Origin of the sequence: Streptomyces rubrogriseus (assembly GCF_027947575.1) — a bacterium.
GTDB lineage: Bacteria > Actinomycetota > Actinomycetes > Streptomycetales > Streptomycetaceae > Streptomyces > Streptomyces rubrogriseus.
The window spans coordinates 4,158,515-4,184,377 of sequence record NZ_CP116256.1; the positions used below are offsets into that span (position 1 = coordinate 4,158,515).

The 25,863-nt window shown below is 70.9% G+C and carries 18 protein-coding genes and 1 pseudogene; 13 read left to right on the forward strand and 6 right to left on the reverse strand.

The features are described 5' to 3' along the window. Positions 1-699 (reverse strand): TetR/AcrR family transcriptional regulator, encoded by a 699-nt coding sequence (locus Sru02f_RS18985; protein ID WP_331478588.1) that lies wholly within the window; start codon positions 697-699, stop codon positions 1-3. A 134-nt stretch (positions 700-833) separates the two neighbouring features. Here Sru02f_RS18985 and Sru02f_RS18990 point away from each other — a divergent pair, with 134 nt between their 5' ends. The 7 genes from Sru02f_RS18990 to Sru02f_RS19020 all read left to right on the forward strand — a co-directional run bounded on the left by Sru02f_RS18990 (position 834) and on the right by Sru02f_RS19020 (position 12,834). After that, the gene (locus Sru02f_RS18990) at positions 834-2,669 is read left to right on the forward strand and encodes a glycosyltransferase family 2 protein (RefSeq protein ID WP_109031197.1); all 1,836 of its coding nucleotides are present in this window, start codon (positions 834-836) and stop codon (positions 2,667-2,669) included. A gap of 56 nt (positions 2,670-2,725) precedes the next feature. Next, a complete protein-coding gene (gene galE, locus Sru02f_RS18995) occupies positions 2,726-3,763 on the forward strand; it encodes a UDP-glucose 4-epimerase GalE (protein ID WP_109031483.1) in 1,038 nt (345 codons plus the stop codon). A gap of 6 nt (positions 3,764-3,769) precedes the next feature. Beyond that, complete coding sequence (locus Sru02f_RS19000; RefSeq protein ID WP_109031198.1) at positions 3,770-5,092, forward strand: UDP-glucose dehydrogenase family protein; 1,323 nt, start codon at positions 3,770-3,772, stop codon at positions 5,090-5,092. Then, positions 5,089-6,057, forward strand: a complete 969-nt coding sequence (locus Sru02f_RS19005; protein WP_109031199.1) for a UDP-glucuronic acid decarboxylase family protein — start codon at positions 5,089-5,091, stop codon at positions 6,055-6,057. Before Sru02f_RS19000 ends, Sru02f_RS19005 begins: the two co-directional genes overlap by 4 nt. Before the next feature lie 5 nt (positions 6,058-6,062). Continuing rightward, positions 6,063-7,679 (forward strand): right-handed parallel beta-helix repeat-containing protein, encoded by a 1,617-nt coding sequence (locus Sru02f_RS19010; RefSeq protein WP_109031200.1) that lies wholly within the window; start codon positions 6,063-6,065, stop codon positions 7,677-7,679. Between the two features lie 121 nt (positions 7,680-7,800). Continuing rightward, positions 7,801-12,087, forward strand: coding sequence for an aminotransferase class I/II-fold pyridoxal phosphate-dependent enzyme (locus tag Sru02f_RS19015; protein ID WP_109031201.1), 4,287 nt, complete (start codon positions 7,801-7,803; stop codon positions 12,085-12,087). A 6-nt stretch (positions 12,088-12,093) separates the two neighbouring features. Continuing rightward, positions 12,094-12,834, forward strand: a complete 741-nt coding sequence (locus Sru02f_RS19020; protein WP_109031202.1) for a methyltransferase — start codon at positions 12,094-12,096, stop codon at positions 12,832-12,834. On the opposite strand, the gene Sru02f_RS19025 is transcribed toward Sru02f_RS19020, so the two are convergent. The 3 genes from Sru02f_RS19025 to Sru02f_RS19035 form a co-directional block, all read right to left on the reverse strand. Continuing rightward, positions 12,803-14,584: a glycoside hydrolase family 15 protein gene (locus tag Sru02f_RS19025; protein ID WP_109031203.1), complete on the reverse strand. Its 1,782-nt coding sequence runs from the start codon at positions 14,582-14,584 to the stop codon at positions 12,803-12,805. The genes Sru02f_RS19020 and Sru02f_RS19025 overlap by 32 nt on opposite strands. A gap of 150 nt (positions 14,585-14,734) precedes the next feature. Further along, positions 14,735-16,210 carry a WD40 repeat domain-containing protein gene (locus Sru02f_RS19030; protein WP_244941785.1) on the reverse strand — a complete coding sequence of 492 codons (1,476 nt, stop codon included), beginning with the start codon at positions 16,208-16,210 and terminating at the stop codon, positions 14,735-14,737. 348 nt (positions 16,211-16,558) lie between these two features. Beyond that, positions 16,559-17,074 carry a hypothetical protein gene (locus Sru02f_RS19035; RefSeq protein WP_244941786.1) on the reverse strand — a complete coding sequence of 172 codons (516 nt, stop codon included), beginning with the start codon at positions 17,072-17,074 and terminating at the stop codon, positions 16,559-16,561. Positions 17,075-17,485: 411 nt separating this feature from the next. On the opposite strand from Sru02f_RS19035, the gene Sru02f_RS19040 reads away from it, so the two are divergent. From Sru02f_RS19040 to Sru02f_RS19055, 4 genes and pseudogenes are all read left to right on the forward strand, one after another. Continuing rightward, complete coding sequence (locus tag Sru02f_RS19040; RefSeq protein WP_109031205.1) at positions 17,486-18,037, forward strand: EF-hand domain-containing protein; 552 nt, start codon at positions 17,486-17,488, stop codon at positions 18,035-18,037. 378 nt (positions 18,038-18,415) lie between these two features. Continuing rightward, a pseudogene (locus Sru02f_RS19045) lies at positions 18,416-18,701 on the forward strand (helix-turn-helix domain-containing protein); the annotation flags it as partial. A 66-nt stretch (positions 18,702-18,767) separates the two neighbouring features. Then, on the forward strand, positions 18,768-19,472 hold the full coding sequence (locus Sru02f_RS19050) for a hypothetical protein (RefSeq protein WP_109031485.1): 705 nt from the start codon (positions 18,768-18,770) through the stop codon (positions 19,470-19,472). 370 nt (positions 19,473-19,842) lie between these two features. Further along, entirely contained in the window at positions 19,843-20,880 is a 1,038-nt protein-coding gene (locus Sru02f_RS19055; protein ID WP_109031206.1) for a questin oxidase family protein, read from the forward strand. 98 nt (positions 20,881-20,978) lie between these two features. Here Sru02f_RS19055 and Sru02f_RS19060 read toward each other — a convergent pair whose 3' ends face one another. Together Sru02f_RS19060 and Sru02f_RS19065 are read right to left on the reverse strand one after the other, a co-directional pair. Further along, positions 20,979-21,815, reverse strand: coding sequence for a DUF899 family protein (locus tag Sru02f_RS19060; RefSeq protein ID WP_109031486.1), 837 nt, complete (start codon positions 21,813-21,815; stop codon positions 20,979-20,981). A gap of 545 nt (positions 21,816-22,360) precedes the next feature. Beyond that, positions 22,361-23,263 carry a helix-turn-helix transcriptional regulator gene (locus Sru02f_RS19065; RefSeq protein WP_109031207.1) on the reverse strand — a complete coding sequence of 301 codons (903 nt, stop codon included), beginning with the start codon at positions 23,261-23,263 and terminating at the stop codon, positions 22,361-22,363. 684 nt (positions 23,264-23,947) lie between these two features. Here Sru02f_RS19065 and Sru02f_RS19070 point away from each other — a divergent pair. Together Sru02f_RS19070 and Sru02f_RS19075 are read left to right on the forward strand one after the other, a co-directional pair. Next, a complete protein-coding gene (locus Sru02f_RS19070) occupies positions 23,948-24,964 on the forward strand; it encodes a zinc-dependent alcohol dehydrogenase family protein (protein WP_109031208.1) in 1,017 nt (338 codons plus the stop codon). A gap of 104 nt (positions 24,965-25,068) precedes the next feature. Next, positions 25,069-25,836, forward strand: a complete 768-nt coding sequence (locus Sru02f_RS19075) for a glucose 1-dehydrogenase (protein ID WP_109031209.1) — start codon at positions 25,069-25,071, stop codon at positions 25,834-25,836. Positions 25,837-25,863 lie beyond the last annotated feature (27 nt).

Consider the following 25,863-nt stretch of genomic DNA (forward strand, 5'->3'; position numbering starts at 1 on the left):
TCAGCCGAACCGGTCGAGCAGGGCGTCGAGCCCCGCGGCCAGTGTCTCCGGGCCGCCCCGCTCCGTCAGCCCGGTGGCGGTGGCACGCAGATGCGGCAGTTGCTGGGCCGAGATGCGGTGCAGCCCGATGCGGAAGGCGGGGTCCGGCTCGTCCGGGGCGTCGTCCATGGCTCGCAGTTCGACGATCAGATAGCCGAGGAGCCAGGCGGTGAAGGCGCGGTGCAGGGCCAGAGCGCGATGTTCGTCCAGGTCCGCGAGGAGGGCGAGGATCCGCTCGTCGCCGCGCAGCACCGGCTCGGGCCGACGGGCGAGTGGTGTCGACAGCAGGCGGGTGGCGAGCAGGGGCACCACATTCGGGTGACGCATCGCCACCCGGTAGGTCGCGAGCGCGATGTGGTGCAGCCCGGCACGCCAGTCGCCGTCCGGTGTCTGGCCGAGCTCCTCCTCCAGCTCCAGGAAGAGCGCCCCCACGAGCCCGTCGAGCAGTTCGTCCTTCCCCGACGCATAGCGGTACAGCGCCATCGCCTCGACGCCCAGCTCGGCTCCCAGTCCGCGCATGCTCAGTCCCGACAGCCCGTCTCGGTCGACAACCTCGAGTGCCGAGGCCATCACCAGCTCACGGTTGAGCCTTCCGTACCGCCCCCGGTCGCCGGCGCGCCGCCGACGCCCGTCGTCGCCAGCCTTCACCTCTTCCGGCACGCTACGTCACCTCACTTCCTCGAACCGTGCCCTCGGGGCACTCTGCTCTCCCTTGACGCAAGTCCACGATAAGCGCAATATCGTACATATACGTCGTAAACATACGGCGTCTGCGTACGGCGTCAGGAGCGACCATGACGCAGAACGGACCGGGGGGAGCGCCAGACCTGCTGGAGGTGGAGCACCACCTCACAGAGATCTCGGACGGCAACGTCGTCCGGGTCACCCCGGCCGGCCCCTTCTTCCGCCCGGCCCCGCACGAGCGCCGCAGGGCCCGCCCCGGCACCTTCGTCCCCGCCGTGCGACGCCGCGACCGCTTCCTGCTCGCCGTGATCGCGCTCGGCTGGACGACGAGCTTCGTCTGGTTCTGGACCTGGTGGCTCCAGCCCGAGCACCGCGTGGGCTGGGCCGGGTTGGTGATCAACAGCGCGCTGCTGCTGTACCTCACGGCCCTGCCGGCGTACTTCTTCGTCACCGCGCTCAGGGTGCGCCGGGTCGACCCGGCTCTGCCGGTGCCCGCGCTGTCGGTCGCCTTCGCGGTGACCCGTGCGCCCAGTGAACCCTGGCCGACGGCCCGGCGCACGCTGGAGGCGATGCTGACCCAGGACTACCCGTACCCCTACGACGTGTGGTTGTGCGACGAGCAGCCCACCGCGGAGTCGGCGCGGTGGTGCCGGGCCAACCGTGTACGGATTTCCTCGCGCGCCGGCGTGCCGGCCTACCACCGGTCCCAGTGGCCGCGCCGGACCCGCTGCAAAGAGGGCAACTTCGCCTACTTCTACGACCACTGGGGCTACGAGCGGTACGAGGTCGTCGCGCAGCTCGACTGCGACCACGTGCCGGAGCCGACGTATCTCGCCGAGATGGTGCGGCCGTTCGGCGACCCCGCCCTCGGCTACGTCGCCGCCCCCAGCATCTGCGACGCGAACGCGTCACAGTCCTGGTCGGCCCGCGGTCGGCTGCACCGTGAGGCCGTGTGGCACGGTGCGGTGCAACTGGGGCACAGCGACGGACTCGCGCCGATGTGCATCGGCTCGCACTACGCGGTGCGCACCCGAGCCCTGCGGGACATCGGCGGGCTGGGGCCCGAGCTCGCCGAGGACTTCTCCACGACGTACCTGCTCAATTCCGCCGGCTGGCACGGGGCGTTCGCCATCGACGCCGAGGCGCACGGCGACGGCCCCCTGACCTTCGGCGACATGGTCACCCAGGAGTACCAGTGGTCGCGCAGCCTGGCGACCATGCTGCTGGGGCTGCTGCCGGGCCATCTGCGCCGGCTGTCCGCCCTGTTGCGGCTGAGGTTCACCTACGCGCTGGCCTACTACCCGATCCTCGGACTGATGGTCATCGCCGGGCTGGTGCTGCCACCGGTAGCCGTGGTGACCGGCATCCCCTGGGTGGCCGTCGACTATTTCGACTTCCTGCTGCACTTCTGGTCCCTTCCGGGCTGGCTGCTGCTGACCCTGCTCCTGCTGCGCCGACGCGGGCTCCTGCGGCCCCCCGGTGCGCCGCTGGTCAGCTGGGAGGTGTGGCTCTTCGCCCTCGCCCGCTGGCCGTTCGTGGTCTGGGGGCTGGTGGGAGCGGCGGCCCAGCGGCTGCGGCCCCGGCCTCTCACCTTCAAGGTCACGCCCAAGGGCGCCGAGGGCCCACAGCCCCTGCTCGCCCGGCTGATCCTCCCCTTCGCGACTCTCGCAGCCGGCCTGTCCGGCGTCGCCCTGTACGGAGAGCTGAACAGCGCGTCGGTCGGCTACGTCTTCCTCTGCCTGCTCGCCGCGGTCGGATACGCAGCCGTGGCGGTCGCCGTGCCCCTTCTGCATCTGCGCGAGGCCGGACGCCGCGTCGGTCTGCGGCCCGCCGGGCTGCTGCCCCTCGCACGGCTTCCGCTGGCCCTCGGCGCGCTCTCGGCCCTCCCGGTCGTCGCGGCCCTCGTCTTCTTCCCGGCGTACGCCGCCGCCGTCCTGGGGTGGTGAGCCACGTGAACGCCTCCTCGACCCGCTCCGCCACCCGCGCGGGTGCCGCGGCGACCGTGCTGGTGACCGGCGGGGCCGGCTTCATCGGCAGTCACGCCTGCGTGGAGCTGCTGGACCACGGTTACGAGGTCATCGTGGTCGACGACCACTCCAACAGCACCCCCCAAGTCCTCCAGCGCGTCGAACGCATCGCGGGCCGTTTCGTCGGTGCGGTCTACGAGCTGGACATTCGTGATCGGCGCGCCCTGTCGGCCGTATTCGACCGTCACCATGTGGACGCCGTCGTGCACTTCGCCGCGCACAAGGCCGTGGGCGAGTCGACACGGATGCCCGTCCAGTACTACGACAACAACGTGGGAGGTACCACCTGTCTGCTGGCCGCGATGCGCCGTCACGACGTTCGCCGGCTGGTGTTCTCCTCGTCGTGCTCCGTCTACGGCGACACGGGCGGTCGGCCGCTCGACGAGTCGGCTCCGGCCCGGCCCACCAACCCCTACGCGGCCTCGAAGTGGCTGTGCGAGCGCATCCTCGCCGACGTCTGCCGGCACTGGCCCGACCTCGCGGTGCTGTGCCTGCGCTACTTCAACCCGACCGGAGCCCACCCCAGCGGGCTGCTGGGCGAGGCGCCGGGCGGTGAGCCCGACAACCTCATGCCCTACGTGTCACAGGTGGCGCTCGGGCGAAGGGATCGCCTCCGTGTCTTCGGCGGCGACTATCCCACCCCCGACGGCACCGCGATCCGCGATTACCTCCACGTCATGGACACGGTGGAGGCACACCGCGTGGCCCTGGACCATCTCGTCGGCCTGAGGGGGATGCGGACCTTCAACCTCGGTTCAGGAAAGGGAAGTTCCGTCCTCGACGTGGTCCGGGCGTTCAGCGCGGCCTGCGGCAGGCCCATTCCGTACGACATCGTGGGCCGCCGTCCCGGAGACGTGGCGGAACTCGTGGCCGACCCCCGCGCCGTCGCCGGCGCCTGGGGCTGGCGCCCCACCCGCGACCTGGCCGCGATGTGCCGGGACGCCTGGCACTTCCAACAGCTCAACCCGCACGGCTACGCCGGATCGGACCGGCGGCCGGGCACGAAGGAGTGACCCGTCATGCGGTTGACAGTCATCGGCACCGGATACGTGGGAACCGTGCACGCCGCGTGCATGGCGGACCTCGGTCACGACGTCCTCGGCATCGACGTCGACGAGGACCGCATCGCCGCGCTCTCGGCCGGGCGCCCGCCCGTGCACGAGAGCGGACTGGGCGAGTTGCTCGCCCGTAACACCGCCGCCGGACGGCTGCGGTTCACCACCTCGCTCGCCGAGGGCGCCGCCTTCGCCGACGTCCACTTCATATGCGTGGGGACCCCGCAGCGGCCGGACGGCGAGTCGGCCGACCTGCGCTACGTCGACGCGGTGGTCCGGGGGCTCCTGCCCCATCTGCGCGCGGGTGCGCTGATCGTCGGCAAGTCCACGGTCCCGGTGGGTACGGCGGCCCGCCTCGGCCGATGGGTCGACGCGGTCGCGCCCGGCCGCGAGGTTGCCTGGAACCCGGAGTTCCTGAGGGAGGGCTCGGCGGTCCACGACACGCTGCACCCCGAGCGGCTCGTCGTCGGAACCGTCTCCCGGCGCGCCGACACGATCCTGCGGGAGGTGTACCGGCCGATGCTGCGGGCGGGAGTGCCCTACTTCGGCACCGACACCGCCACCGCCGAACTGGTGAAGGTGGCGGCGAACTCGTTCCTCGCCACCAAGATCTCCTTCATCAACGCCATGTCGGAGGTCTGCGAGGCGGCCGGCGCCGACGCCCCCCTGCTGGCGCGGGCGGTCGGGGCCGACTCGCGGATCGGCCCGCTGTTCCTCGACCCCGGTCTGGGCTTCGGCGGCAGCTGTTTCCCCAAGGACATCCGGGCCTTCGCGGCCCGCGCGGAGGAATTGGGCGCCCCCGAGGCGGTGGTGTTCCTGCACGAGGTCGACCGGATCAACACCCGGCAACGGCGCCGTACGGTCGAACAGGCCCGGCGGCTGCTGGGCGGTTCCTTCACCGGTCGGCGGGTCGGAGTGCTGGGCGCCGCGTTCAAGCCGGGCAGCGACGACGTGCGCGACTCGCCGGCGCTCACGGTGGCCTCCGCCGTCCACGCGCAGGGTGCCGCCGTCCGCGTCCACGATCCCGCGGCCCTGGACAACGCGCGCGCCGCCCGGCCGGAGCTCGCGTACGCCCCGGACGTCTCGAAGGTGTGCGAGGGAGCGGACCTGGTCCTGCACCTGACCCCCTGGCCCGACTACCGTCGGCTCGACCCGCGCGCGCTGCTCTCCGTCGTGCGCCGGCCGCTGCTCCTGGACGCCCGCAACGCCCTGGACGCGGCGGCCTGGCGAGCCGGTGGCTGGACCGTGCGCGCTCTGGGCCGCTCCGGGACGGAGGCCGTGTCATGAGAGTGCTCGTGACCGGCGGCAGCGGCTTCGTCGGTTCGCACCTGTGCGAGGCCCTGCTGCGCCGCGGCGACACCGTCTGGTGCCTGGACAACCACTGCACGGGTCGGCCGGTCAACGTCGCCCATCTGCTCGGCCGTCCCGGCTTCGAACTCGTGCGGGCGGATGTCACCCGCGCCCACCCGCTGCCGGGCCCGGTCGACGGCGTGGCCCACCTGGCCAGCCCCGCCTCACCGCCCGACTACGCCCGGCTGGCGCTGGAAACCCTGGCGGTCGGCAGCCGCGGAACGGAGAACGCCCTGCGCCTGGCGCAGCGCCACGGTGCGCGGTTCGTACTGGCGTCCACGAGCGAGGTGTACGGCGATCCGGCGGTGCACCCGCAGCCGGAGGAGTACTGGGGCAACGTCAACCCGGTGGGCCCGCGCAGCGTGTACGACGAGGCCAAGCGGTATGCCGAGGCCCTCACCACCGCATACCGCACGACCTGCGGCGTCGACACGGGCATCGTCCGGATCTTCAACACCTACGGGCCCCGGATGCGTCCCCACGACGGCCGCGTCGTCTCCACCTTCGTCCGGCAGGCCATGGCCGGCGCCCCGCTGACCATCCACGGCGACGGCACCCAGACCCGCTGCTTCTGCTACGTGGACGACCTGGTCCGTGCCCTGGTCGCGATGCTCGACACTCCGCACCCCGGGCCGGTCAACCTGGGCAACCCGGTCGAGTGCACGGTCGGCGAGCTGGCCGACCTGGTGCTCAGACTGACCGGCTCCAGCTCACGGATCGAGCACCGCCCGTTGCCGGTCGACGACCCGGCCCGACGCCGCCCGGACATCCGCCGCGCGCGTTCCCTGCTGGACTGGGAACCCGAAGTACCCCTGGAGACGGGGCTGCGCCGTACGGTCGCCTGGTTCGGCGGACGGACGGTCGCGGCCGCCGCGCGTGTGCAGGACCCGGTCGGGACCTGATCACGATGCCCGGCCGCGCCGCCTTCGCCCTCACCGCCGCACTGGCCGCGGGCATCGCCGCCGGCTGCTCGGCCACCCCGCACTACGTACCGCACGGCACCACCTACTACGTCAGTCCAGGCGGCGACGACAGCGCGGACGGCACCTCGCCCGACGCCGCCTGGCGGTCGCTGACGCGGGCGGACAAGGCGGAGCTGCGACCGGGCGACCGGCTGCTGCTCCAGGGCGGCGCGCGCTTCGCCGGTACCGTGACGGTTGCCAAGGGGGAGGCCGGGGACGCGTCACGGCCGGTGACCGTCGGCTCGTACGGCGCAGGCCGAGCCACCATCACCTCGACCCACACCCCCGGGGTGTCCGTGCACAACACGGCGGGAGTCGAGATCCGCGACCTCGCTCTCACCGGGCCGGGCGCACACCACACCGGTGAGGCGGGCGTCAACCTGTACGCCGACGCGCGAGACGGCGGGGACCGACGGCACGTCACCGTCGAAGACGTCGACGTGTCCGGCTTCCGGGTCGGAGTAGCGGTGGGTGCCTCCGGCGCCGGTCCCGGATTCCGGGACGTCACCGTCCGCCAGGTGGACCTGCACGGCAACCGGGACGCGGGGCTGCTCACCTACGGACCCGCGTTCGACCCGAAGCACCCGGGATACGCCCACGAGGACGTGGTCGTGGAGGCGGTGCACGCGCACGGCAACGCCGGGGACCCGACAGCGACCGAACGGCACACCGGCAGCGGAATCATCCTGGGCGGTGTCCGCGAGGCCACGGTGCGCGACTCCAGCGCGTACGACAACGGAGCCCGGTCGGCACGACGGGCACCGGCCGGACCGGTCGGAATCTGGGCCTACGACTCGACCCGTGTCCGTATCGAGCACAACTCCGCGTACCGCAACCACACCGGATCGAAGGTGGACGGCGGCGGCTTCGGCCTCGACTCCAACGTGTCGCACTCGACGGTGGAGTACAACACGTCGTTCCACAACGACGGTTCCGGTTACTACGTGTACTCGGCGACCGGCAACGGCGCGCACACCGACAACACCATCCGGTACAACGTCAGCGCCGACGACGGACGGAAACTGCCCGCCCACGGCGCCCTGACCGTCTACGGGTCCCAGGTGCGTGACCTGAGCATCTACCAGAACACCGTCACGATGTCCCGTTCCCCCGGCGGACCGGGCACGGTGGTCCTGCTGCGCCCGGGCAACAGCGGGATCACCTTCCGCAACAACCTCCTGGTCTCCGACGGTGATCCGCTGGTGTCCGCCGACACGGCCCTCACCACCGACAGGGTCCTCTTCCAGGGTAACCAGTACGCGTCCTCCGGCCGCTGGAGCGTGAAGTGGGGTGCGCACCGCTACCCGGACCTCGACGCCTGGCGCTCGCACACCGGACAGGAGCGCGTGGAGGGCCGCTCCTCGGGGACGTCCGCCGCGCCCTGCCTGACCGGCGGCGCGCTGCCGGACGTCGACAGGCCCGCTGACGCCCGCCTCCTCGCCCCCCGCTGTCCGCGCCCGGGACTGGACCTACGCGGGCAGTTCGGTACGGACGACGCGGCAGTCGACCTGTTCGGCCACACGGTGCCCACGCCACCCGACATCGGGGCCATCCAGCCGTGAGGTGCCCGAGATGCAGCCGCGCACGGGCGGTGTGACGATCGGGTGAGGAAGCAGACCAGGGTGGAGAGCCCGGTCCCCTCCGCCAGGGAGGCGTATGCCTGTGGCGGCAGCACGACGGCTCATGGCCGCCCTCGTCACGCTCGTGGCCTTCGCCACAGCCGTCTACCTGACCGTTCCCAGCATGCGCACTCCGGTGTGGGCCGTGATCGGCCTGGCCGGTGTGGCGGCCATGGCGGCCGGCATCCGGCTCCACCGCCCCGTCCCTCCCTGGCCCTGGTGGGTCCTCGCCACTGGGCTGCTCGCGTTCATCGCGGGGGACACGTACTACAACGTCCTGGAGGAGTACTTCCAGGCATCCAACCCCTTCCCGTCGCCCGCGGACGCCATCTACCTCGTGACGTATCCGCTCTTCGCCCTCGGCCTGTGGGGCCTGGAACGGCAGCGGCACGCGGGCCGCGATCTGCCGAGCATGCTGGACGCGCTGACTCTCACCGCCGGGCTGGCGCTGCCGGTGTGGGTCTACCTGGTGCGCCCGCTGACGGAGGTGGAGGGGCTGACCTGGCAGCAGCGGGCCATCAGCATCGCCTACCCCCTCGGTGACGTACTGGTGCTCGCTCTGCTGGTGCGTCTGCTGCTACCCGGGCCCGTCGGCGGTTCGAATCGTGCGGTGCGGTGGCTGGTGGCCGGGACGGCGACCCTGCTCGGCTTCGACATCGCCTACGGGATCCTCCAGCTGAACGCGACGTGGCAGGCAGGCACCCTGCTCGACATCGGATGGATCGCCTTCTACACGTCCTGGGGCCTGGCCGCCCTGCATCCGAGCATGGCGGAGGTCACCGCCTCGAAGCCCGGACGTCAGTCCCCGCTGCCACCGAACCACCGGCTGGCGGTACTCGCCGTGGTCACCCTGATCGCTCCGGCGATCCTGCTCTACGAGGGGCTGGCCGGTGCCACGCACGACGCCCCGGCCATCGCCGTGTTCTCGGCGCTGCTGTTCCTGCTGGTCATCATCCGCCTGTGGGGGATGGTCGTGGCGCACGAAAGGGCCCTGACCCGGGAGCGGGCGCTGCTCGGGGCGGGCGCGTCGCTCGTGGCGGCCGTCCGGCCGCGGCAGGTCATCGGCGCCTGCGAGACGGCGGTCGCCGGTCTGATGGGCCCTTCGGTCCCGCATCGGACACTGCTGCTGCCTCCCGAGGACGTGACACGGCAGCAGGCACCCCAGCACACCCGTCTGTCCCACCCCGCCGACCTCGGGCCCGGTGTCGCCGACGAGTTGGCCGGACAAGCCGACGTCCTCGTGTGCCCCATGACCCACCCGGACCGGCCGAAGGGCGAGAACGCGGGCGCGCTGCTGGTCGCCGGGCCCGTGGAGCGGCTGCTGGAGACCTGGGCGTCCCTGGAGATCCTCGCCTCGCATGCGGGCCTCGCCATGCAACGTGTCCTCCTGCGTCAGGAGGTCATCCGCCGCCAGAGCGAGGCGTACTTCCGCACCCTCGTCCGCAACGCCTCGGACGTCATCCTCATCGTGGACGACGACGACCGCGTGCGGTACTCCAGCCCGTCCGCCGAGTCCGTCTTCGGCACGGTCGACCTGGTCGGCAGCCCCCTGCCCAGGCTCCTGGACGCGCGCGACCGGTCTCGGGCGAGCGAGGAACTGCGCGCGGTGCGTGACAGCGGGGCCAGGAACACCCGCGGTCACTGGCGGGTGGGGGGTGAAACCGACGGTGTCGAGGTGGAGGTGCGGTGCAGTGACTTCCGCGACGAGCCCACCGTGGCCGGGCTCGTGGTCACCCTCCGCGACGTGACCGAACAGCGTCGTCTGGAGCATGAGCTGACCCAGCGGGCCTTCCACGACCCCCTGACCGGCCTGCCCAACCGGACTCTGCTGCTGGAGCGGGTCGAGCGGGCCCTGCTGCGCGGCCGTCGCGAGGCTGCCCTGACCTGCCTGCTCTTCATCGACCTGGACGACTTCAAACTGGTCAACGACACGCTCGGGCACGTCGCCGGCGATCGCCTCCTGGTGGATGTCGGCCAGCGTCTGGCCCGGACCCTGCGCCGCACCGACACCGCGGCCCGTATCGGTGGTGACGAGTTCGCCGTCCTCATGGAGGACGCCCGACAGCCGCTCGACGCGGAACTGCTGGCAGCACAGATCATCCAGACCCTGTCCCGGCCGTTCACCTTCGCGGGCGAGCCGGTGCCCGTCTCCGCCAGTGTCGGCGTGGCGACCGCCCGCGACAGCGACGACGTACAGGAACTGCTCCGGCACGCCGACCTCGCTCTGTACGCGGCCAAGTCGGCCGGCAAACGGCAGTGGCGCCGCTTCCGCCGTCGGCTGCACACCCGGATGTCCCAACGGCAGGATCTGCAGGGCAGACTCGCCCGCGCCGTGGCCGACGAGGAGTTCACCCTGCGCTACCAGCCGGTCGTGGACATCACCGAGGGTGAGGTCGTGGGCTTCGAGGCGTTGGTGCGCTGGCCGCACCCGCCGCACCCGCCCGTGGCTCCGGAGCGGTTCATTCGCCTCGCGGAGGAGACCGGACACATAAGGAATCTCGGAACGTGGGTGCTGCGCAACGCGGTGCGCGACGCCGTGGGCCTCCAGCACGAGCCCGGCAGGGCGCCCTACATCAGCGTCAACGTCTCCGCACGGCAGTTCCGGGACTCCGGCTTCGTCGAGCAGGTGGAAGACGTGCTGCGCACCCCTGGCCTCGCCCCCGGTTCCCTGCAGCTGGAACTCACCGAGACGGTAGTGCTGCGCAGCGACGACCGGATCCAGACGGTTCTGCACGACATCAAGGACCTGGGAGTCCGCATCGCGGTCGACGACTTCGGCACGGGGTTCGCCTCGCTGCGCTACCTGCGCGACTTCCCCATCGACGTACTCAAGATCGACAAGTCGTTCATCGACGACATCCCGCAGGACGCCCGGCAGGTCGCGCTCGTCGAAGGCATCGTGCGCATCGCCGACACGCTGGGTCTGCAGGTGATCGCCGAGGGCATCGAGCACCCGGAACAGCGCAACCAGCTGGCGGCCATGGGCTGCCGGTTCGGGCAGGGCTACCTGTTCGCCCGTCCCATGACGGCGCACCAGAGCGCGCGGGTCCTGCGCCGGAGGATCGACCGTGACCACCGGAAGCCGGCCAAGAGCGTCGCCGGCCACGGTGAGCGCCGACCCGCGGCAGCGGGGCGCCGACGCGCGCCGACGACGGACCTGGACTCCCTGCGGCGCACCAACCCCATGAGCGACGCCGTCCTCGACGAGGTGCGGGGACGGCACATCCGCAGCGGTGACCACTGGCTGATCGACTTCGCGTCCTGCAACTACCTCGGTTTCGACTGGGACCCCGAGATCACCGCCGCCGTCGAACCCGCGCTGCGCCGTTGGGGCAGTCACCCCAGCTGGTCGCGCCTGCTGGGCAGCCCGCGGCTCTATCCGCAGATCGAGGAGCGCCTCGCCGCGCTCCTGGGCGCCCAGGACACCCTCCTCCTGCCGACCCTCACCCTGATCCATGCCTCGGTGATCCCGCTGCTGGCCGACGGGGGACAGGTCTTCGTCGAGGCGACCGCGCACCGGACGGTGTACGACGGCTGTGTGGCGGCCCGGGGCCAGGGCGCCGTCCTGCACCGGTTCCACGCCGAACGGCCCGGGGAACTCGCCGAGCTGCTGTCCGCGGCGCCGGCCGACAGGCCCCGGCTGGTCTGCATCGACGGCGTCAACAGCATGAGCGGCAACGTTCCCGACCTGCCCGTGCTGGCCGCGATCTGCCGCACGCACGGCGCGACACTGTACGTGGACGACGCGCACGGCTTCGGCGTGATCGGCGAGCGAGGGCCCGCGGAGCCGTGCCCGTACGGCATGCGGGGCAACAGCGTCGTCCGGCACACGGGGGAGTCCTACGAAGGGGTCGTGCTCGCCGGGGGGTTCTCCAAGGCGTACTCGTCGCTGCTGGCCTTCCTGGCACTGCCCACGGAACTGAAGAGCCGGCTGAAGACGCTGGCCGCGCCCTACCTCTACTCGGGGCCGTCGCCGACCGCCTCGCTGGCGACCGCGATGGCCGGGCTTGAGGTCAACGACCGCCGGGGTGACGCCATCCGGGCGGGCCTCTACCGCAAGACCGCCCGTGTCCTCGACCAGCTCGACGCCCTGGGTGTGGACACCCTCAACGAGGACCGGCTGCCGATCCTGGAGATTCCGCTGGCGGACGCCGATGACCTCGACGCGGTCGGTGGCTTCCTGTGGGACGAGGGCATCTACGCGACCCTGGCCCCCCACCCTCTGGTGCCACGCGAACGCGTCGGATTCCGCATCCAGGTCACGGCGCTGAACTCGGACTCCGACATCGACCGGCTCAACGGCACGCTCACCCGCCTGTCCGAACGCTTCGCGCTCCGGCCGAAGGGCTGACGGGCCATGCCGACGCACAACGACGACGTGGACTGGGACGGCTGGCCGGTCACCGACTACCTCGCCGAGAACTACCGGGTGCTGCACCCCGCAGACGCGGCCGTCATCGCCCACCACTCCGCCTTCTACCGGGGCCTCGCACCCCACCGGGTCGACCGGTCGGTGGAGTTCGGGGCAGGCCCGAACCTCTACCCGCTGATCCTCGCGTCGGCGGTGAGCCGCCGGGTGGACGCCGTCGAGGCGGGCGAGGGGAACGTGAACTACCTGGAGCGGCAGGTCCGCGTCGGTCCCGACCCGAGCTGGCTGCCCTTCCACCGGCTGTGCCGACGCCTCAACCCGGACGTCCCCGCGACACTGACGGATGCGCTCATGCCGGTGGAGGTGATACGCGCAGACGTGCGGGATCTGGAAGCCGGGGCCTACGGGCTGGCGTCCATGCACTTCGTCGCGGAGGGGGCCACCGAGGACATCGGGGAGTTCACGGGATTCTGCCGTGCCTTCGCGCGCTGCGTGTCGCCGGGCGGGTTCCTGGTGGCCGCCTTCATGGAGAACATGCCCACCTATCGCATCGGACCCGAATCACGCTGGCCGGGCTGCCCGGTGGACCCGCAGATCGTCGAAGGAGTGTTCGCTCCTCTGGTCCAAGAGCTGAACGTGACGCACATCGACGCCGACCCGACCCTGCCGGACTACGGCGACTCCGGCATGGTGCTGCTCACCGCGGTGACCGCGACCTCCCCTCCGTGAGAGCGTAGGCCGTCTGCACCAGTGCGAGATGACTGAACGCCTGCGGGGCGTTGCCCAGTTGCCGCCCGTCGTCCGGGTCCCATCGTGCCGACAGCAGCCCCACGTCGTTGCGGATCGCCAGCACCCGGTCGAGCAGAGCCCGGGCACGGTCCGGCCGACCCACCGACTTCAGTGCCTGCGCGTACCACAGGGAACACGCGACGGACGGTGTCTCGCGGCACTGCGCGCGGTCGGCCTCCTGGTAAGGGCTGAGGTACCCGCCGTGTTCCAGGGCGCCCATCGCCCGCACCGTGTCGCACACCCGGCCGTCGGTCGCCGGCAGGAAGCCCAGGGCCGGCATCAGCAGGGCGGACGCGTCCAGCCGGGACGAGCCGTACGCCTGGACGAAGGAGCGTCGCCCGGAGTCCCACCCGTGCCGGCACACCTGCCGCCGGACCTCGTCCCGCAGCGAATACCAGAAGGACGGGACGTCAGCGCCCAACAGCGCCCCGAGCCGCAGCACGCGGTCGGCGGCCACCCAGGTCATCACCTTGGAGTGGACGAACTGCCGCGCGGGCCCCCGCTCCTGCCACAGCCCGTGGTCGGGCTCCCGCCAATGCTCCTGGAGGTACTCCATGAGGGACTTGGCCAGACTCCACACATGCGGCGGCACCTCGATCCCGGCCCGCAACGACAGCCACAGCGTGTCCAGCACCTCCCCGTACACATCGAGCTGCCACTGGCCCATCGCGGCATTGCCGAAACGTACCGGGCGCGAATCCTCGTACCCGGGCAACCACGGAGCCTCCGCCTCAGGCAGCAGCCGCTGGCCCGCGACACCGTAGACGGCCTGGATCCGGGCGGGGTCGCCGGCCACGGCACGCACGAGCCACCCCAGCCACGCGGCGGCTTCCTCGCGGTAGCCGCTCTGCAGGAGGCAGGAAAGGGTCAGTGCGGAATCGCGGAGCCAGCAGTAGCGGTGGTCGTAATTGAGCGGACCGCCGATGCGGTCGGGCAGGGAGGTGGTCGGAGCGGCCACGATGCCGCCTGTGGGCGCGTAGGTGAGTGCCTTGAGGGTGATCAGGGAGCGCAGGACGGCACTGCGCCAGGGGCCCTGATAGCGGCATCGAGCCGCCCAGCGCCGCCAGAAGTCGACGGTCTCCTTCTGGAAGGTCTCGGCGGGTACCAGCAGTGCCGTGGGCTGAGCGGCGCGGTGGGAGGGCGCCCAGGCCATCGTGAGCGCGAGCCGCGTTCCCGCCGTGACGCTGTAGTCGGTCACCGTGGCGGCGGTCCTGACGCGTTCCCCCGTCGGGCCGTCGGTTCCCAGCCAGACGGCGTCCGGCCCGGCGACGGCGACGTCGCAGCCGCCCGCGTCACGCGTCCACGGCACGACCCTGCCCTGATGGAACCGCGGACTGAACTCACTGCGCACGGTCACCGCGCCGGAGATGCCCTCGACGACCCGCACCAGGCACGGCGTACCGGCCTGGGGCGGCATGAAGTCGGTGACGCGGACCGAGCCGGAGCCGGTCCGCCATTCGGAGTTGAGGACCAGGGTCTCGGGCCGGTAGGCGCGTCGCACGCAGGGGCCGTCGAGGCCTCGCGGGGCGACGCGCCAGTAACCGTGGTCCCTCGTTCCCAGCAGTGCCGCCAAGCACGCGGGAGAGTCGAACCGAGGCAGACACAGCCAGTCGACCGAGCCGTCCCTGCCGACCAACGCGGCAGTTTCCAAGTCGCTGAGAAGGGCGTAGTCCTCGATGAGACTGCTCATGACGAGACCTACGTCGTCATGCACTTCACCTGATTACAGGATACGCCCCGCTGGGGCACGTTGCCCGGGGCGTATCCGCCCCGGGCCGGGCCCGGCTCGCGCCGGACATGCCGGACGAACGCTACGGATGCCCGCCGCCCCGCGCAGCGTTCACCGGTGGGTGCGGGTCACCGGGCCCGAGGCCTCGACCGTGTCCACCACGAGCCAGTACTCCGAGCGGTAGTGGACCTCGTCCCCCGCGTAGCCGAGCACGTACTGGACGTTGCCCGCCCGCTCCGGCAGCACGTCCTCCAGGACGAACGTTCCGTCGTCGGCGACAGGGACCGGCGGCAGGTCGGAGACTTCCAGGCCGTTCAGCCGCTGCACCGTGATCCGTGGCGCCTGGGTGGGGGCCAGTCCGTCCAGGTCCAGTCGGCCACTGACCCTGAACGGTTCCCCGGCGACGGCCGGTCCGTGCGTCACGTCCACGAGGCGCGACGGGGCCAGGGCCTGCCGGGTGTAGATCGTGTGCAGCCAGAACTTCGAGCCGTCCTCGTTCGAGGTCACGACGAAGAGCTGTTCCCCGTCCCCGGAGAACTCCATCCCCCGCGGGACGACCCGGTGCCCCGCGGCCTCGTCCTCGAAGCTGATGCGCAGTGGCTGCCGCTCGATGGACGGGTCGGCGAAGGCCAGGGTCAGGTCGGCCGCATCGCCCGACGCCGCGCCGCCCTGCGCGAACCACTTGCCGTCCGGGCTGAAGGCGACGGCCGTCGCCGCCACTCCCGCCGGCAGCGGCGCGTAGTGGTTGTCCAGGAAGCGGGCCTCCCGGCCGTCGAGCAGCACGGTTCCCCGAGTTCCGTCGGCCACCGCGAGGACGGAACCGTCCGCGGCGAAGTCGGCGTCCCGGAAGTCCATGCCTTCTCCCGTGCCGTCCGCGGCGAACCGGCGCTCGCCCAGGAACTCCAGAAGGTTCCCGTCCGCCCCGTCCGTCACCCGGTAGATCCCCAGGTCCGGGTCGTCTGTCGGGGACGAGCGCTCCGGAGCGATCGCCAGCAGACCTCCGGGACCTGCATCGAGATGTGTCCGAGCGCCCGTGTACATGACGGTTCCGGGGGTGCCGCCCTCGCCCGTCGCGACGACGCCGACCGTGCCCAGCCCGTCGGTGCAGCCTCCGGGGCCCGTGGCCGGACGGCTGGTGAAGAACAGCCGCCCGCCGGTGTGCACGAGCTCCCGCCCGCACGCATCGGGCGGCGCCGCGATCGGATCCAGGGGCGACAGCGACCCATTGGTGTGCGAGTAGCCGGCGATGTGGTCCGACTGTCCCGCGTAGACCTTCGAGCCGTCCGGCTCCACCGCGACGCCGGACAGCGGGGCGGCCAGGTGGGCACTGGCGAAGGCGGGCCCGGCGCCCCCGTAGAGCACACCGAGCAGTTCGCCGTCCCGCGACCCGTCCGGATAGACCCGATCGCCGGCTATCCACACGCGCCGGCTCGCCTCGTCCACCGTCATCTGGGTGAACGACACAGTCGGCAGCTCCATGCCCGGCCCCGACGGCACCACGGTCGAGTCGGCGGTGCCGGTGGCGGTGACTCCCGAGGCCGCGGCGCCGGCAGCGGGGGCCGCCGCCAGTGCCGTCCCGACCAACACGCTCGCCAGCAGCACCTTCGTTGCCCTGCCGCTTCTTCTTAACCTGTTCCTCAACTCTGCTCCCACCCCTGATTCCGGCACACCACCGCGGATCGGCGGCGCTCGTGAAGCGCAAACGCCGTCAATGATCGGAGATGATCGGCCTGTTGTCACCGTCGCCTTGCGGAGGGAGTCCTTGGTTTCGACAGTTCCAGAGTGGCGGACACGGGGGACCTCGCCTGCGGCATGGGCGAAATCGGCCGCGACCCTGGCCGGTCTCCACTCCAGCTCCCCGTCGAGTTCGCAGACCGGATCACGACCTCCTCTCCGCACCGCCCCATCAGGGCACGCGCTACTGACGTCGGCAGGTCACCAGTCGACGTGTGCCTCGATCCAGCGGTCCAGTGCCGCGGTCTCACCTGTGGGCGGCAACTCGGGGGCCAGGTTGAGGGGAGAGGCGGCGAGTTGCAGATGGGTGAGGTAGCCGTACGGGCCGTTGTCCGCGTGCGGGCCCACGACCACGGCCTGCGTCTCGGTGCGCCAGATCCGGTGGGGCATCGCCGGGCCCGTGACCACGGCCGCGTCGCTGATGACCGTCACCTCCGGCGCGGCCCCGAGGTGTGCGGAGACGGCGTCCGCGGCCCGGTCCAGTACCTCGGTACACGCGTCCACCGCGGCCGGGCGCCGGACGGTCCAGCCCGGGGCCCGGCCCCAGTCGTCCACGAGTGCGCCCAGCCAGGGCATGTTGTCGAGATCCGGGTCGTCCGGGTCGACAGGATAGAGCTCCCCGAACGCGAGGAAGCGTCGCGCCGTCGGATCCCCGAACGGGGTGTCACCCTCGGTACACAGGACGTGACCGAAGCCTGTTCGATATGAGTCGGCCACACATTCATGCTCCCAACTCCAGCCCCGAGCACGCAGAACGGCGTCGACCGCGTCGAAGTCCCCCGTGACCGCTGGTTGATGTGCCAGGGCCAAGAACTCTGTCACCGCATCCGGCGTCAGGGGGCAGTGGGCCAGAGCGTGCACAGAAGTGGACATGGGACCAGGTTAGGAGGTGCCCGCAGGGGCCCCGTCTGCCAGGGGCTTCACTTCCATGTCACCCCAACTGGTGGACAACTTCGACAGGTTGGATCGCAGCCCTGGCCTGGCAAGTGACCCCTATTTCCTCCGGCGCTCGGCGCACGGACAGGGCGCTCGGAGGCATCGCTGTGACACCTTGCGCCCTTAAGCGCCGTTGGCCGGCCGACGTGCGCGGACAGCATCCCTTCAGCACCGCGAGAGAAGGGGCATGTGATGGCCAGTGAGTTTCAGCGGACCAAGCTGCAGGACATGTTCAATGCCTTCGACGTGAACGGCGACGGCTGCCTGGAGGAGGAGGACTTCGCTGCCCTCGCGTCCCGGTGGGGCCGACTGCCCCGCGTGCGGACGGACGGCGAACTGGCCGCGCGGGTCGAGGGCGTCTTGCTGGGGTGGTGGCAGCACCTCTCGCAGGCCGTCGACACGGACAACGACGGCAGGATCGACATGGACGACCTCCTTGCCATGGTCGACCGGCTGCCCACCATGCAGGATGCCGTGGCCGCCACGGCCGACACGGTCTTCGACGCGGTGGACGAGAACGGTGACGGCCGCATCTCGAGGAACGAGCACCAGCGGCTGATCGACCTGTGGCACGGGCAGGGGATCGCTACCGGCGACGTGTTCGACCGTCTCGACCAGGATGCCGACGGTCACCTCAGCCGATCCGAGTTCGCCGCGCTGTGGATCCAGTTCTGGATCAGTGACGACCCCGCCGAGCCGGGCAACTACGTGTGCGGGCCCGTCGCAGGCCACTCCCTCCGTTGACCCGCAGCCCACGGCGCCGCAGGTCAGGTTGAGGTCGTCGTGCCGCCCCCAATGGGCGGTGACGGCGGCCGTCCGCAGAGGCAGGTCCGGTGCAGCTCACCACCCTGGGACCGGGAGCGCGGCGCGCGCAGCAGGTTCCACACCCCGGCGACCCGGACGTCGAACATGTTCCGCACGTCCTCGCCGCTGGTCTCCTCCCCGGCCGCGAGGAAGCCGTAGCCCGCCTTGTGCCGGATCAGGACTGCTGATCCGGCGCTGACTCAAGCGTGATGTGCGAGGGAGCGGTCTGTGTGTGGGGGGCATGCCATGCACCGTGCGCCCCAGGTCGTTGCTGACTAGGACTGAGAGACCCAGCTTCGGCGGCCACCGGCGATTTTCGTGCCACAGACTTGTTCCTATGGCCTCGTCAACCATGAGCTCACCGCATCCCTCAAGCGGTCCCGTGCCCAGCGCGACCCCGAGCAGGTGGGGCTGCCGCCGGACGTAAGGGTGCGGCGAGTGCCGGGACTTCGTCGGGAGAGCCGTCCTCTTGGCGGGGGTCTCCGCCGACTACTACGCCCGTCTTGAGCAGGGCCGCCCCATCACTCCGTCCCCTGCCGTCGTCGAAGCCATCGGGCACGCCCTGAGACTGGACGAGTGCCATCTGTGTGCCGCCCGTGACATCGCTGCCGCCCTCTCGGAACCGACCGGCGAGGAAAGTGATCAATCCAGGTATGGGACGACTGGCCCAGTGCTGTTCGAGAAAGAGAGTCATGAGTTGAGTTCCCCGGTGCGTCGCTCATTGTCCGGCAGACCTGCCATAGCCGTGCTGGCGCTCGTCGGGATCACCGCAGGTGTACTGGTCGGCAGGGAGAGTCTCCGCACCGTGGTGGGCTGCGGCGCGCCCGACGACCCCTTCCCCTCGCAGACCGCGGCGGACTGGAAAGCGGGCGCGGACCACGTGGTGGTGGCGCTGCCGACCGCCGAGCGGGAAACCAACAGGCAGGAAGTCGCCATGGGGGCGGTGAGCCACACGGTGGACCGGGCGGTGACGCTCCGGCAGGAGAAGGTGCTGTGGTCCGCCGCCACCCCCCGGCATGAACTGGGGAGCGAGTTCGACATGACCGCCCCTGGCTGGTCGGTGTACCGCAACGGCAAACGGGTCAAGGGCACGGCTCCCGAGGCACCCCGGCTGGAGATCGGGCACATGTATGTCCTTGCCCTGCGCTGGAAGGCCGATCAGTGGGTCGTCCTGGGAGAAGGGGCTGCCGTGCCGTTCGACGACCGTGTGGCGGGGCGGGGGGAGTGGTGCGGCAAGGTGCTGAGCGAGGACGACTTCGCCAAGGGCGAGCGGTTCTCGCAGCGCGACGACCACAGTCTGGAAGAGAGCGTGCAGGGGCAGGGCGAAGCGGCGATCTCCCGCGAACTCGCGAAGGCGGGCAGCAAGCGGCCGTAAGGCGGCTTACGTCTTTCGGCTGCGCCGGAGCCCGTGGTCGCCCGCTCGTGCCTGAGGGTAGAGCTGCCTGCCCGACCACCTTGCCTGCGTACGGGACTGCGGCCCCGTCGTCACTGCCCGGACGGCCGCTGTACCCGCCAGTACTGCAACGGTGCCTGCCGTGGCTGGTGGCCAGGGTGCCACCCGCGATGGCGGCGAACCCGGTAGCCATCCAGGCCGCGTCTCTGTTTCGCGCCCCGGAAGCACTCCTCGATGCGAAACCCGGAGGTCGGATCGTGAAGTCCTGCTGGAGTACTAGGTCTGGCGCAGGGGTGTGTCTGGGTCTCTGGTCCGATGGTGTTGGGTCGTTGCGTCGATAGTGTCGGTTCGTATGGGGACTGACGGCACGCTCGATGAGGCCTTGGAACGGTTGTATCGGACCGGGCCGGAGTTCGGAGGCCGGCTGTCCAATCACGGTCCCATGGCGGTGGAGTCCATGGTCAGACGCGGATACGCCCGAGAGGTTCACCGCTGGTTGGACCTCTATATGCGTCGGTTGGACGATCGGCCTCGCGGCGCCTGTCCCATCACCGCCGTCGGATGGCGCTCGGCGCTTGGGAATCCTCGCCGCCTTGGGGACTGGCTCGCGTTCTTCGACCGCGAGGTGACCGAACAGCCGTGGCGCGCCGTACTGGAGGTGTGGTGGCCACGGCTTGTGCCCGGCATCGCGGCCGGGGCAACCCACGGGGTGATCCGTACTGGTCACGCCGTCCACGCGCTGCTGGCCCACGAGGACGGCCCCCGCCTGGCCGAGCTCGGCCAGGCTCTCGGCTACTGGGCGGCGCGCTGGCAGCAGGTGCCGTCCGCCGTCCCTTCCGGAACCGCCGGTCCGGCGTCCGCTCTTGCGGGCGTTCCGCGCATCGCGGATCAGAGCGCGGACATCGACCACCGGCTTGGCCAGCTCACCGACCTGAGCGGATGGGCCGCGGCGCTGGCCGCGCTGACACCCGCCGCGGACGCCGGGCAGGCCCGCGACCTGCTGGCCGGTCTGACGACGGCTGCCGCCGTGCGCTACCTCCCCAACGCGCACGGCTCACCCGTCATGCTGATTCACTCCGCGACCGCGCCCATGGCCGTCCTGCGTACCCTGCCCGCACTCCCCAGCACCCAGTGGGTCATGAGTCTGCACGCGGCCTGGGCGGCCAGCGCGGCCGTGACGGCGGCCTACGCCCCTGCCGCACCTCTACCTCGGCACGCCCTGCCCACCGCCCACCGGTCGGCGGAAGAGACCTTCGCCCTTGCCGTCCGCCACCAGGATGAACACGTCATCAAGCTCGCCGACACCTGCCTTGATGTTCACCGGCGCACAGGCTGCCCCGATGCCCTCGCCGCTGTGACACGCGCGATCGAGCTGATCGACGAGCCCTGACGGGTGCCTTGTGCCTGTGTCCTCAGGCGGGTTCTTCCGAACTTCCCCTGGTCGCGGGCGCCCATCCAGCGGGCCCGGTACGGAAACCTGAGCGACCTTCAGCACTGATGGCCAGGTCCGCCGGCAGAGTGGGCGGTGGTGTCCGGGACGGGGGAGTGGTTGGGGTTGATGCGTGGCCATTGAGCCGTGGGGCGTCCGCCCTGCGCCTCCCGCAGTGGCGGCCAGTCGGGAGCCCCGCCCAAGGTCCGTGTGGCCTGCCCGAGGCGTGGCCAGCCTGCCGGTGAGTCCTCCCAGTCCTCCTGGCGCCCGAATGCCGTGAGGTCCATGAGCGCGTAGCTGTAGTCCACCGCTTCGGCCCCGCGACGGTTGGTCCAGTAGGTCTCGAAGACCCGGTCGCCGTCACGCAGGTAGCACACCAGATGGAACAGGCCGGGTTCCCGGCCGACCAGGAGCGAGTCGAGTGAGGGCTGGGCGGAGTACCACGGCATTGTCCAGCCCATGAAGGTGCGGTAGTGCAGGCTCTCCTCGTACGACGTCCGAGCGTCCCCGAAGCCGTAGGCCACATTCCGCCCCTGACACAGCACGGCGAAGGTGATGTCGCGGGAGTGCAGATAGGCCAGCTCGCCCACGTGGCTCATTACCCAGGTGCAGCCTTCGCACTGCTCGGCGGCCGGCCGGCCGGGCCACCACATGAAGTAGTAGGCGATCATCTGCCGTCGCCCCTCGAACGCGTCCAGGAGCGTCGTGGGGCCGTCCGGTCCCAGCAGTGGGCTGTCTGCGGCCACCTCGACCATCGGGAGCCTGCGGCGCGCTGCGGCGATCGCGTCCCCTTCACGGGTGTGGGCCTTCTCCCTCGCCCGCAGCGCCTCCAACTGCTGCTCGAAGGTGGCGCGGTCGACGGCCGGCGGCTGCGCCTGGCTCAGGTTCTCGGACATCAGCGGCTCCTGGGACTGCTGGGTTCGGCCACGGAGGCACTCCTCGGCAATGTCATCGCAGGTCGGGATCGCTGTCATGCGCAATCGGACCTGGGCCTATCGTCTCCGAACATGTCGGCGACCGCTGGTTAGGCCCGCATACCGGGTCCGAGAAACCATCGAGGGGATGAGCCCTTGAGTCCGGCCTGCAGAGTCCTCGCCCCGTCCCGATGAGGGGCAGACCCCCGGCCTGGGCTGTTCAGGTCCTGTGCGTCCTTCTGCTGTCTGTATTGCACCGGCGTGGCCAGCAGACGGTCACCGAAGGCCATCTTGTGTGCGGCTCCGGCACCGGCACCGACCGCGCCGACGTCCCGGGCCGCCCCGTGGCCTTCCTCCTCCGAGTGGAGGCCCATCATCGACGTGTTGCAGAGGATCGGACGCGAGCAGTTGGCGGTTCTCCACCGGCGGCGGTCCTTGTGACCGCATGACGCGGTTCAACGAAGGGTGCGGATACGCGCGTTGGGGAGCGAGTAGCGGGAAAGCTCCGCGCGCTTCCAGTCGTACGCTCAGGGCCGGTGCCTGGCGTCCTGGTCGATGCTGGGCTCGTTGCCCGGTTGGTGGTCCTCGTCGAGTGTGGCGGCCCAGCTGGAAAGCAGTTTGAGGCCGTCAGCCGAGGGGGTGCCGGGTTCGGCGCTCATGGCCGTAAGGACCAGACCGGGGTCGGTCGGCACGGGCAGAGCCTCGAAGGCGAGGGTGAGATCGCCGACCGCGGGGTGGCGGAAGCGTTTGATTCCGGTGTGGTGCAGGCGCACGTTGTGTGCGGCCCACAACGACCGGAAGTCCTCGCTGCGGGTGGAGAGTTCGCCGATCAGGTCACTGAGGTCGCGGTTGTACGGGTCCTGTCCGGCCTCGGTGCGCAGGAGGGCCGCGGCTGCGGCTCTTTGCTGGTCCAGTTCCGTCATGTACTGCTCGGCGCCCGGGTTGAGGAACTGGTAGCGAGCCAGGTTGACCGGCCGGGCGGGGTCCTGGAACAGCGGCCAGTACAGGGCCTTGCCGAGGTTGTTGGTGGCGAGGATGTCGAGGCGGCCGTTGCGAATGAAGGCGGGCGCGTCGGTCATCGCGTCGAGGAGCTGTTGCAGGACGGGCCGGATGGGCTGCGCGGTGCGGCGGCGTGCGGGCCGGCGCGCGGTGCTGGCGGTCCTGGCCAGGTCCATGAGGTGGGCACGCTCGGACTCGTCGAGCCGCAGCGCACCGGCCAGGGAGTCCAGGACGGCTTCGGAGGTACCGGAGAGGTTTCCGCGTTCCATGCGGGCGTAGTACTCGGCGCTGACCCCGGCGAGCATCGCGACCTCTTCGCGGCGCAGTCCCTTGACCCGCCGGTGTCCGGCGTCCGGCAGACCCGCCTGCTGCGGGGTGATCTTCGCGCGGCGGCTGGTGAGGAACTCGCGGACCTCGCTGCGGTTGTCCATGCCTTCGAGGCTACGACGATCGCGGCTTGTGAGGGGTGCCCTGCCAGTACGTGTAACAGCGGGTCCTTCCGCACACGCGTGACCTGCCGTTTCATCGATGTCACACCAGCAGACGGCCGCCCTGCCGTCAGGTGGCACACACCATCCGGGCAAGGCGGAATGGAAGACGATGCCCTCCCGCGCGTGTGGGAACGCGCTGAGCCTCCACACGGAAAGGAGTCGGTGATGGCGAAGGACAAGCAGCCCGAAGCGCCGCGTCAGCAGTCGGGGGATCTTGCCCCGGCACTGACGCGACGCGGCAAGGAGGCGCTGTTCGAGCGGCGAGAGTGCGGGGGCCACGACCGGCCCCGCGTGACTGGAGCCCGGTCAGGGCCGGCCCGGATGGCAGCAGCGAACAGCTCGCCTTCCGTGTGGGCAAGGCCCGGGCGAACGCACACAGCGACCAAGGAGCTGATCCCGACGCTACCACATGGCGTCCTGCCTCGAACGGCCCAGGGTCACGTCCGCGCTCACCGCCGCCCGCAATGCGACGAGCGACGGCGGATGCACACTCCTCCCTTCATCCACCCCACGGTCAACGAGTCCTCGGGGCGCCGCCGCCCCGCCCGAACCTCCTGACCTTCCTGGATACCTGCGTCCGATCCGGCGTCCCGCACTCCACCTCTCACGATTACGGAAAGAATCATGCGCGCAACCGTCCTTCACGCCCCCCACGACGTTCGGGTCGAAGACCGGCCCAAGGCCGCCCTCCAGCAGCCCACCGATGCGGTGATCCGGACCGTCGCCACCTGTGTGTGCGGCTCGGACCTGTGGGACTACCGCGGAATCAACGCGATCGACGGGCCCACCCCCGGCGGCCACGAATACGTCGGCATCGTCGAAGAGGTCGGCAGCGAGGTGGCGAGCATCAAGCCCGGACAACTCGTGGTCGGCTCGTTCTTCGCCTCCGACAACACCTGTCCCAACTGCGAGAACGGCTACCAGACCAACTGCCTGCATCGCGAGTTCGTCGGCGGCTGCCAGGCCGAGTACGTCCGCGTCCCGCTCGCCGACGGCACCCTCGTCCACGTCCCCGGCGATGTGGCCGAGGAGCACATCCCGAGCCTGCTGGCCTGCTCCGATGTGATGGGCACCGGCTGGTACGCGGCCACCGCCGCCCAGGTCAAGCCTGGCGACACCGTCGCTGTGGTCGGTGACGGCGCGGTCGGCCTGTGCGCCGTCATCGCCGCCAAGGAACTCGGGGCGACGCGGATCATCGCCATGTCCCGCCACACCCCGCGCCAGCAGCTGGCCCGAGAGTTCGGCGCCACCGACGTCGTCGCCGAGCGCAGCGACGAGGGTGTTGCCCGGGTCAAGGCGCTGACCGGCGGCATCGGGGCGGACGCCGTCCTGGAGTGCGTGGGCAGCCCCGAGTCCATGCGGCAGGCCCTGCACTCCACCCGCCCCGGCGGAAACGTCGGCTTCGTCGGCGTCCCGCACGGCGTGCAACTCGACGGAGAGGAACTGTTCTTCTCCCACGTCGCCCTGCGCGGCGGCCCCGCCCCGGTCCGCGCCTTCCTGCCCGACCTCATCGAGCGCGTCCTCACCGGGCGAATCAACCCGGGCAAGGTCTTCGACCTCGAACTCCCCCTGGACCAAGCGGCCGAAGGCTATCGGGCCATGGACGAGCGCCGCGCCATCAAGACCCTCCTGCGCCCCTGAGAACCACCAGCAGGCTCATCCGCCGCGGCCAGAACGCGGCCGACCCCAGCACGAGGCGGTGCCCGACGCCGGGACCGCCGGCCACAGAGATCGGACCCCTGAGTATGAACCCGCAGTACAACTTCGAGGGCCAGGTCGCCCTGGTCACCGGTGCCGCCTCCGGCATGGGACTGGCCGCCGCCCGCGCCTTCGCCCAGGCCGGCGCCGCCGTCGTCCTGGCCGACGTGAACGAGGCCGCCGTGCAGACGGCCGCCAAGGAACTCACCGACGCCGGGCACCAGGCCATCGGCGTGGTGTGCGACGTCACCGACGAGGACCAGGCCGCCGCCATGGTGCAGAGCGCGGTGGACACCTACGGCCGCCTGGACATGGCCTTCAACAACGCCGGCATCCAGGCCCCGCCCTCGGACGCCGCCGACGAGACGGCCGAGAACTTCGACCGAGTCAACGCCGTCAACCTTCGCGGCGTCTGGGCCGCGCAGAAGCACGAACTGCGCCAGATGCGCACCCAGGGCTCCGGCGCCATCGTCAACTGCTCCTCTCTCGGCGGACTGGTCGGCTTGCCCGAGCGCGCCGCCTATCACGCGTCCAAGCACGGCGTGATCGGCCTGACCAAGAGCGCCGCGGTCGAGTACGCGCCCAAGGGCATCCGCATCAACGCCGTCTGCCCCGGCGTGATCGAGACGCCGATGGTCGCCGACATGCTCGAAGGCCAGGCCGAGGCCATGGCCGCGATCATGAGCGACCAGCCCATCGGGCGCCTCGGCCAGGCCGAGGAAGTCGCCGCCGCGGCCGTGTGGCTGTGCAGCCCCGGCGCCAGTTTCGTGATCGGCGTCGCCCTGCCCGTCGACGGCGGATACACCACACACTGAACACCGCCCCGAACCGGGGCACCCCGA

Bases quoted from the DNA above. Each gene is read 5' to 3' on its own strand.
- Sru02f_RS18990 (WP_109031197.1), top strand. From the start codon at position 834: ATGACGCAGAACGGACCGGGGGGAGCGCCAGACCTGCTGGAGGTGGAG.
- Sru02f_RS19000 (WP_109031198.1), top strand. From the start codon at position 3,770: ATGCGGTTGACAGTCATCGGCACCGGATACGTGGGAACCGTGCACGCC.
- Sru02f_RS19005 (WP_109031199.1), top strand. From the start codon at position 5,089: ATGAGAGTGCTCGTGACCGGCGGCAGCGGCTTCGTCGGTTCGCACCTG.
- Sru02f_RS19010 (WP_109031200.1), top strand. From the start codon at position 6,063: ATGCCCGGCCGCGCCGCCTTCGCCCTCACCGCCGCACTGGCCGCGGGC.
- Sru02f_RS19015 (WP_109031201.1), top strand. From the start codon at position 7,801: ATGGCCGCCCTCGTCACGCTCGTGGCCTTCGCCACAGCCGTCTACCTG.
- Sru02f_RS19020 (WP_109031202.1), top strand. From the start codon at position 12,094: ATGCCGACGCACAACGACGACGTGGACTGGGACGGCTGGCCGGTCACC.
- Sru02f_RS19025 (WP_109031203.1), bottom strand. From the start codon at position 14,584: ATGAGCAGTCTCATCGAGGACTACGCCCTTCTCAGCGACTTGGAAACT.
- Sru02f_RS19040 (WP_109031205.1), top strand. From the start codon at position 17,486: ATGGCCAGTGAGTTTCAGCGGACCAAGCTGCAGGACATGTTCAATGCC.
- Sru02f_RS19055 (WP_109031206.1), top strand. From the start codon at position 19,843: ATGGGGACTGACGGCACGCTCGATGAGGCCTTGGAACGGTTGTATCGG.
- Sru02f_RS19060 (WP_109031486.1), bottom strand. From the start codon at position 21,815: ATGTCCGAGAACCTGAGCCAGGCGCAGCCGCCGGCCGTCGACCGCGCC.
- Sru02f_RS19065 (WP_109031207.1), bottom strand. From the start codon at position 23,263: ATGGACAACCGCAGCGAGGTCCGCGAGTTCCTCACCAGCCGCCGCGCG.
- Sru02f_RS19070 (WP_109031208.1), top strand. From the start codon at position 23,948: ATGCGCGCAACCGTCCTTCACGCCCCCCACGACGTTCGGGTCGAAGAC.
- Sru02f_RS19075 (WP_109031209.1), top strand. From the start codon at position 25,069: ATGAACCCGCAGTACAACTTCGAGGGCCAGGTCGCCCTGGTCACCGGT.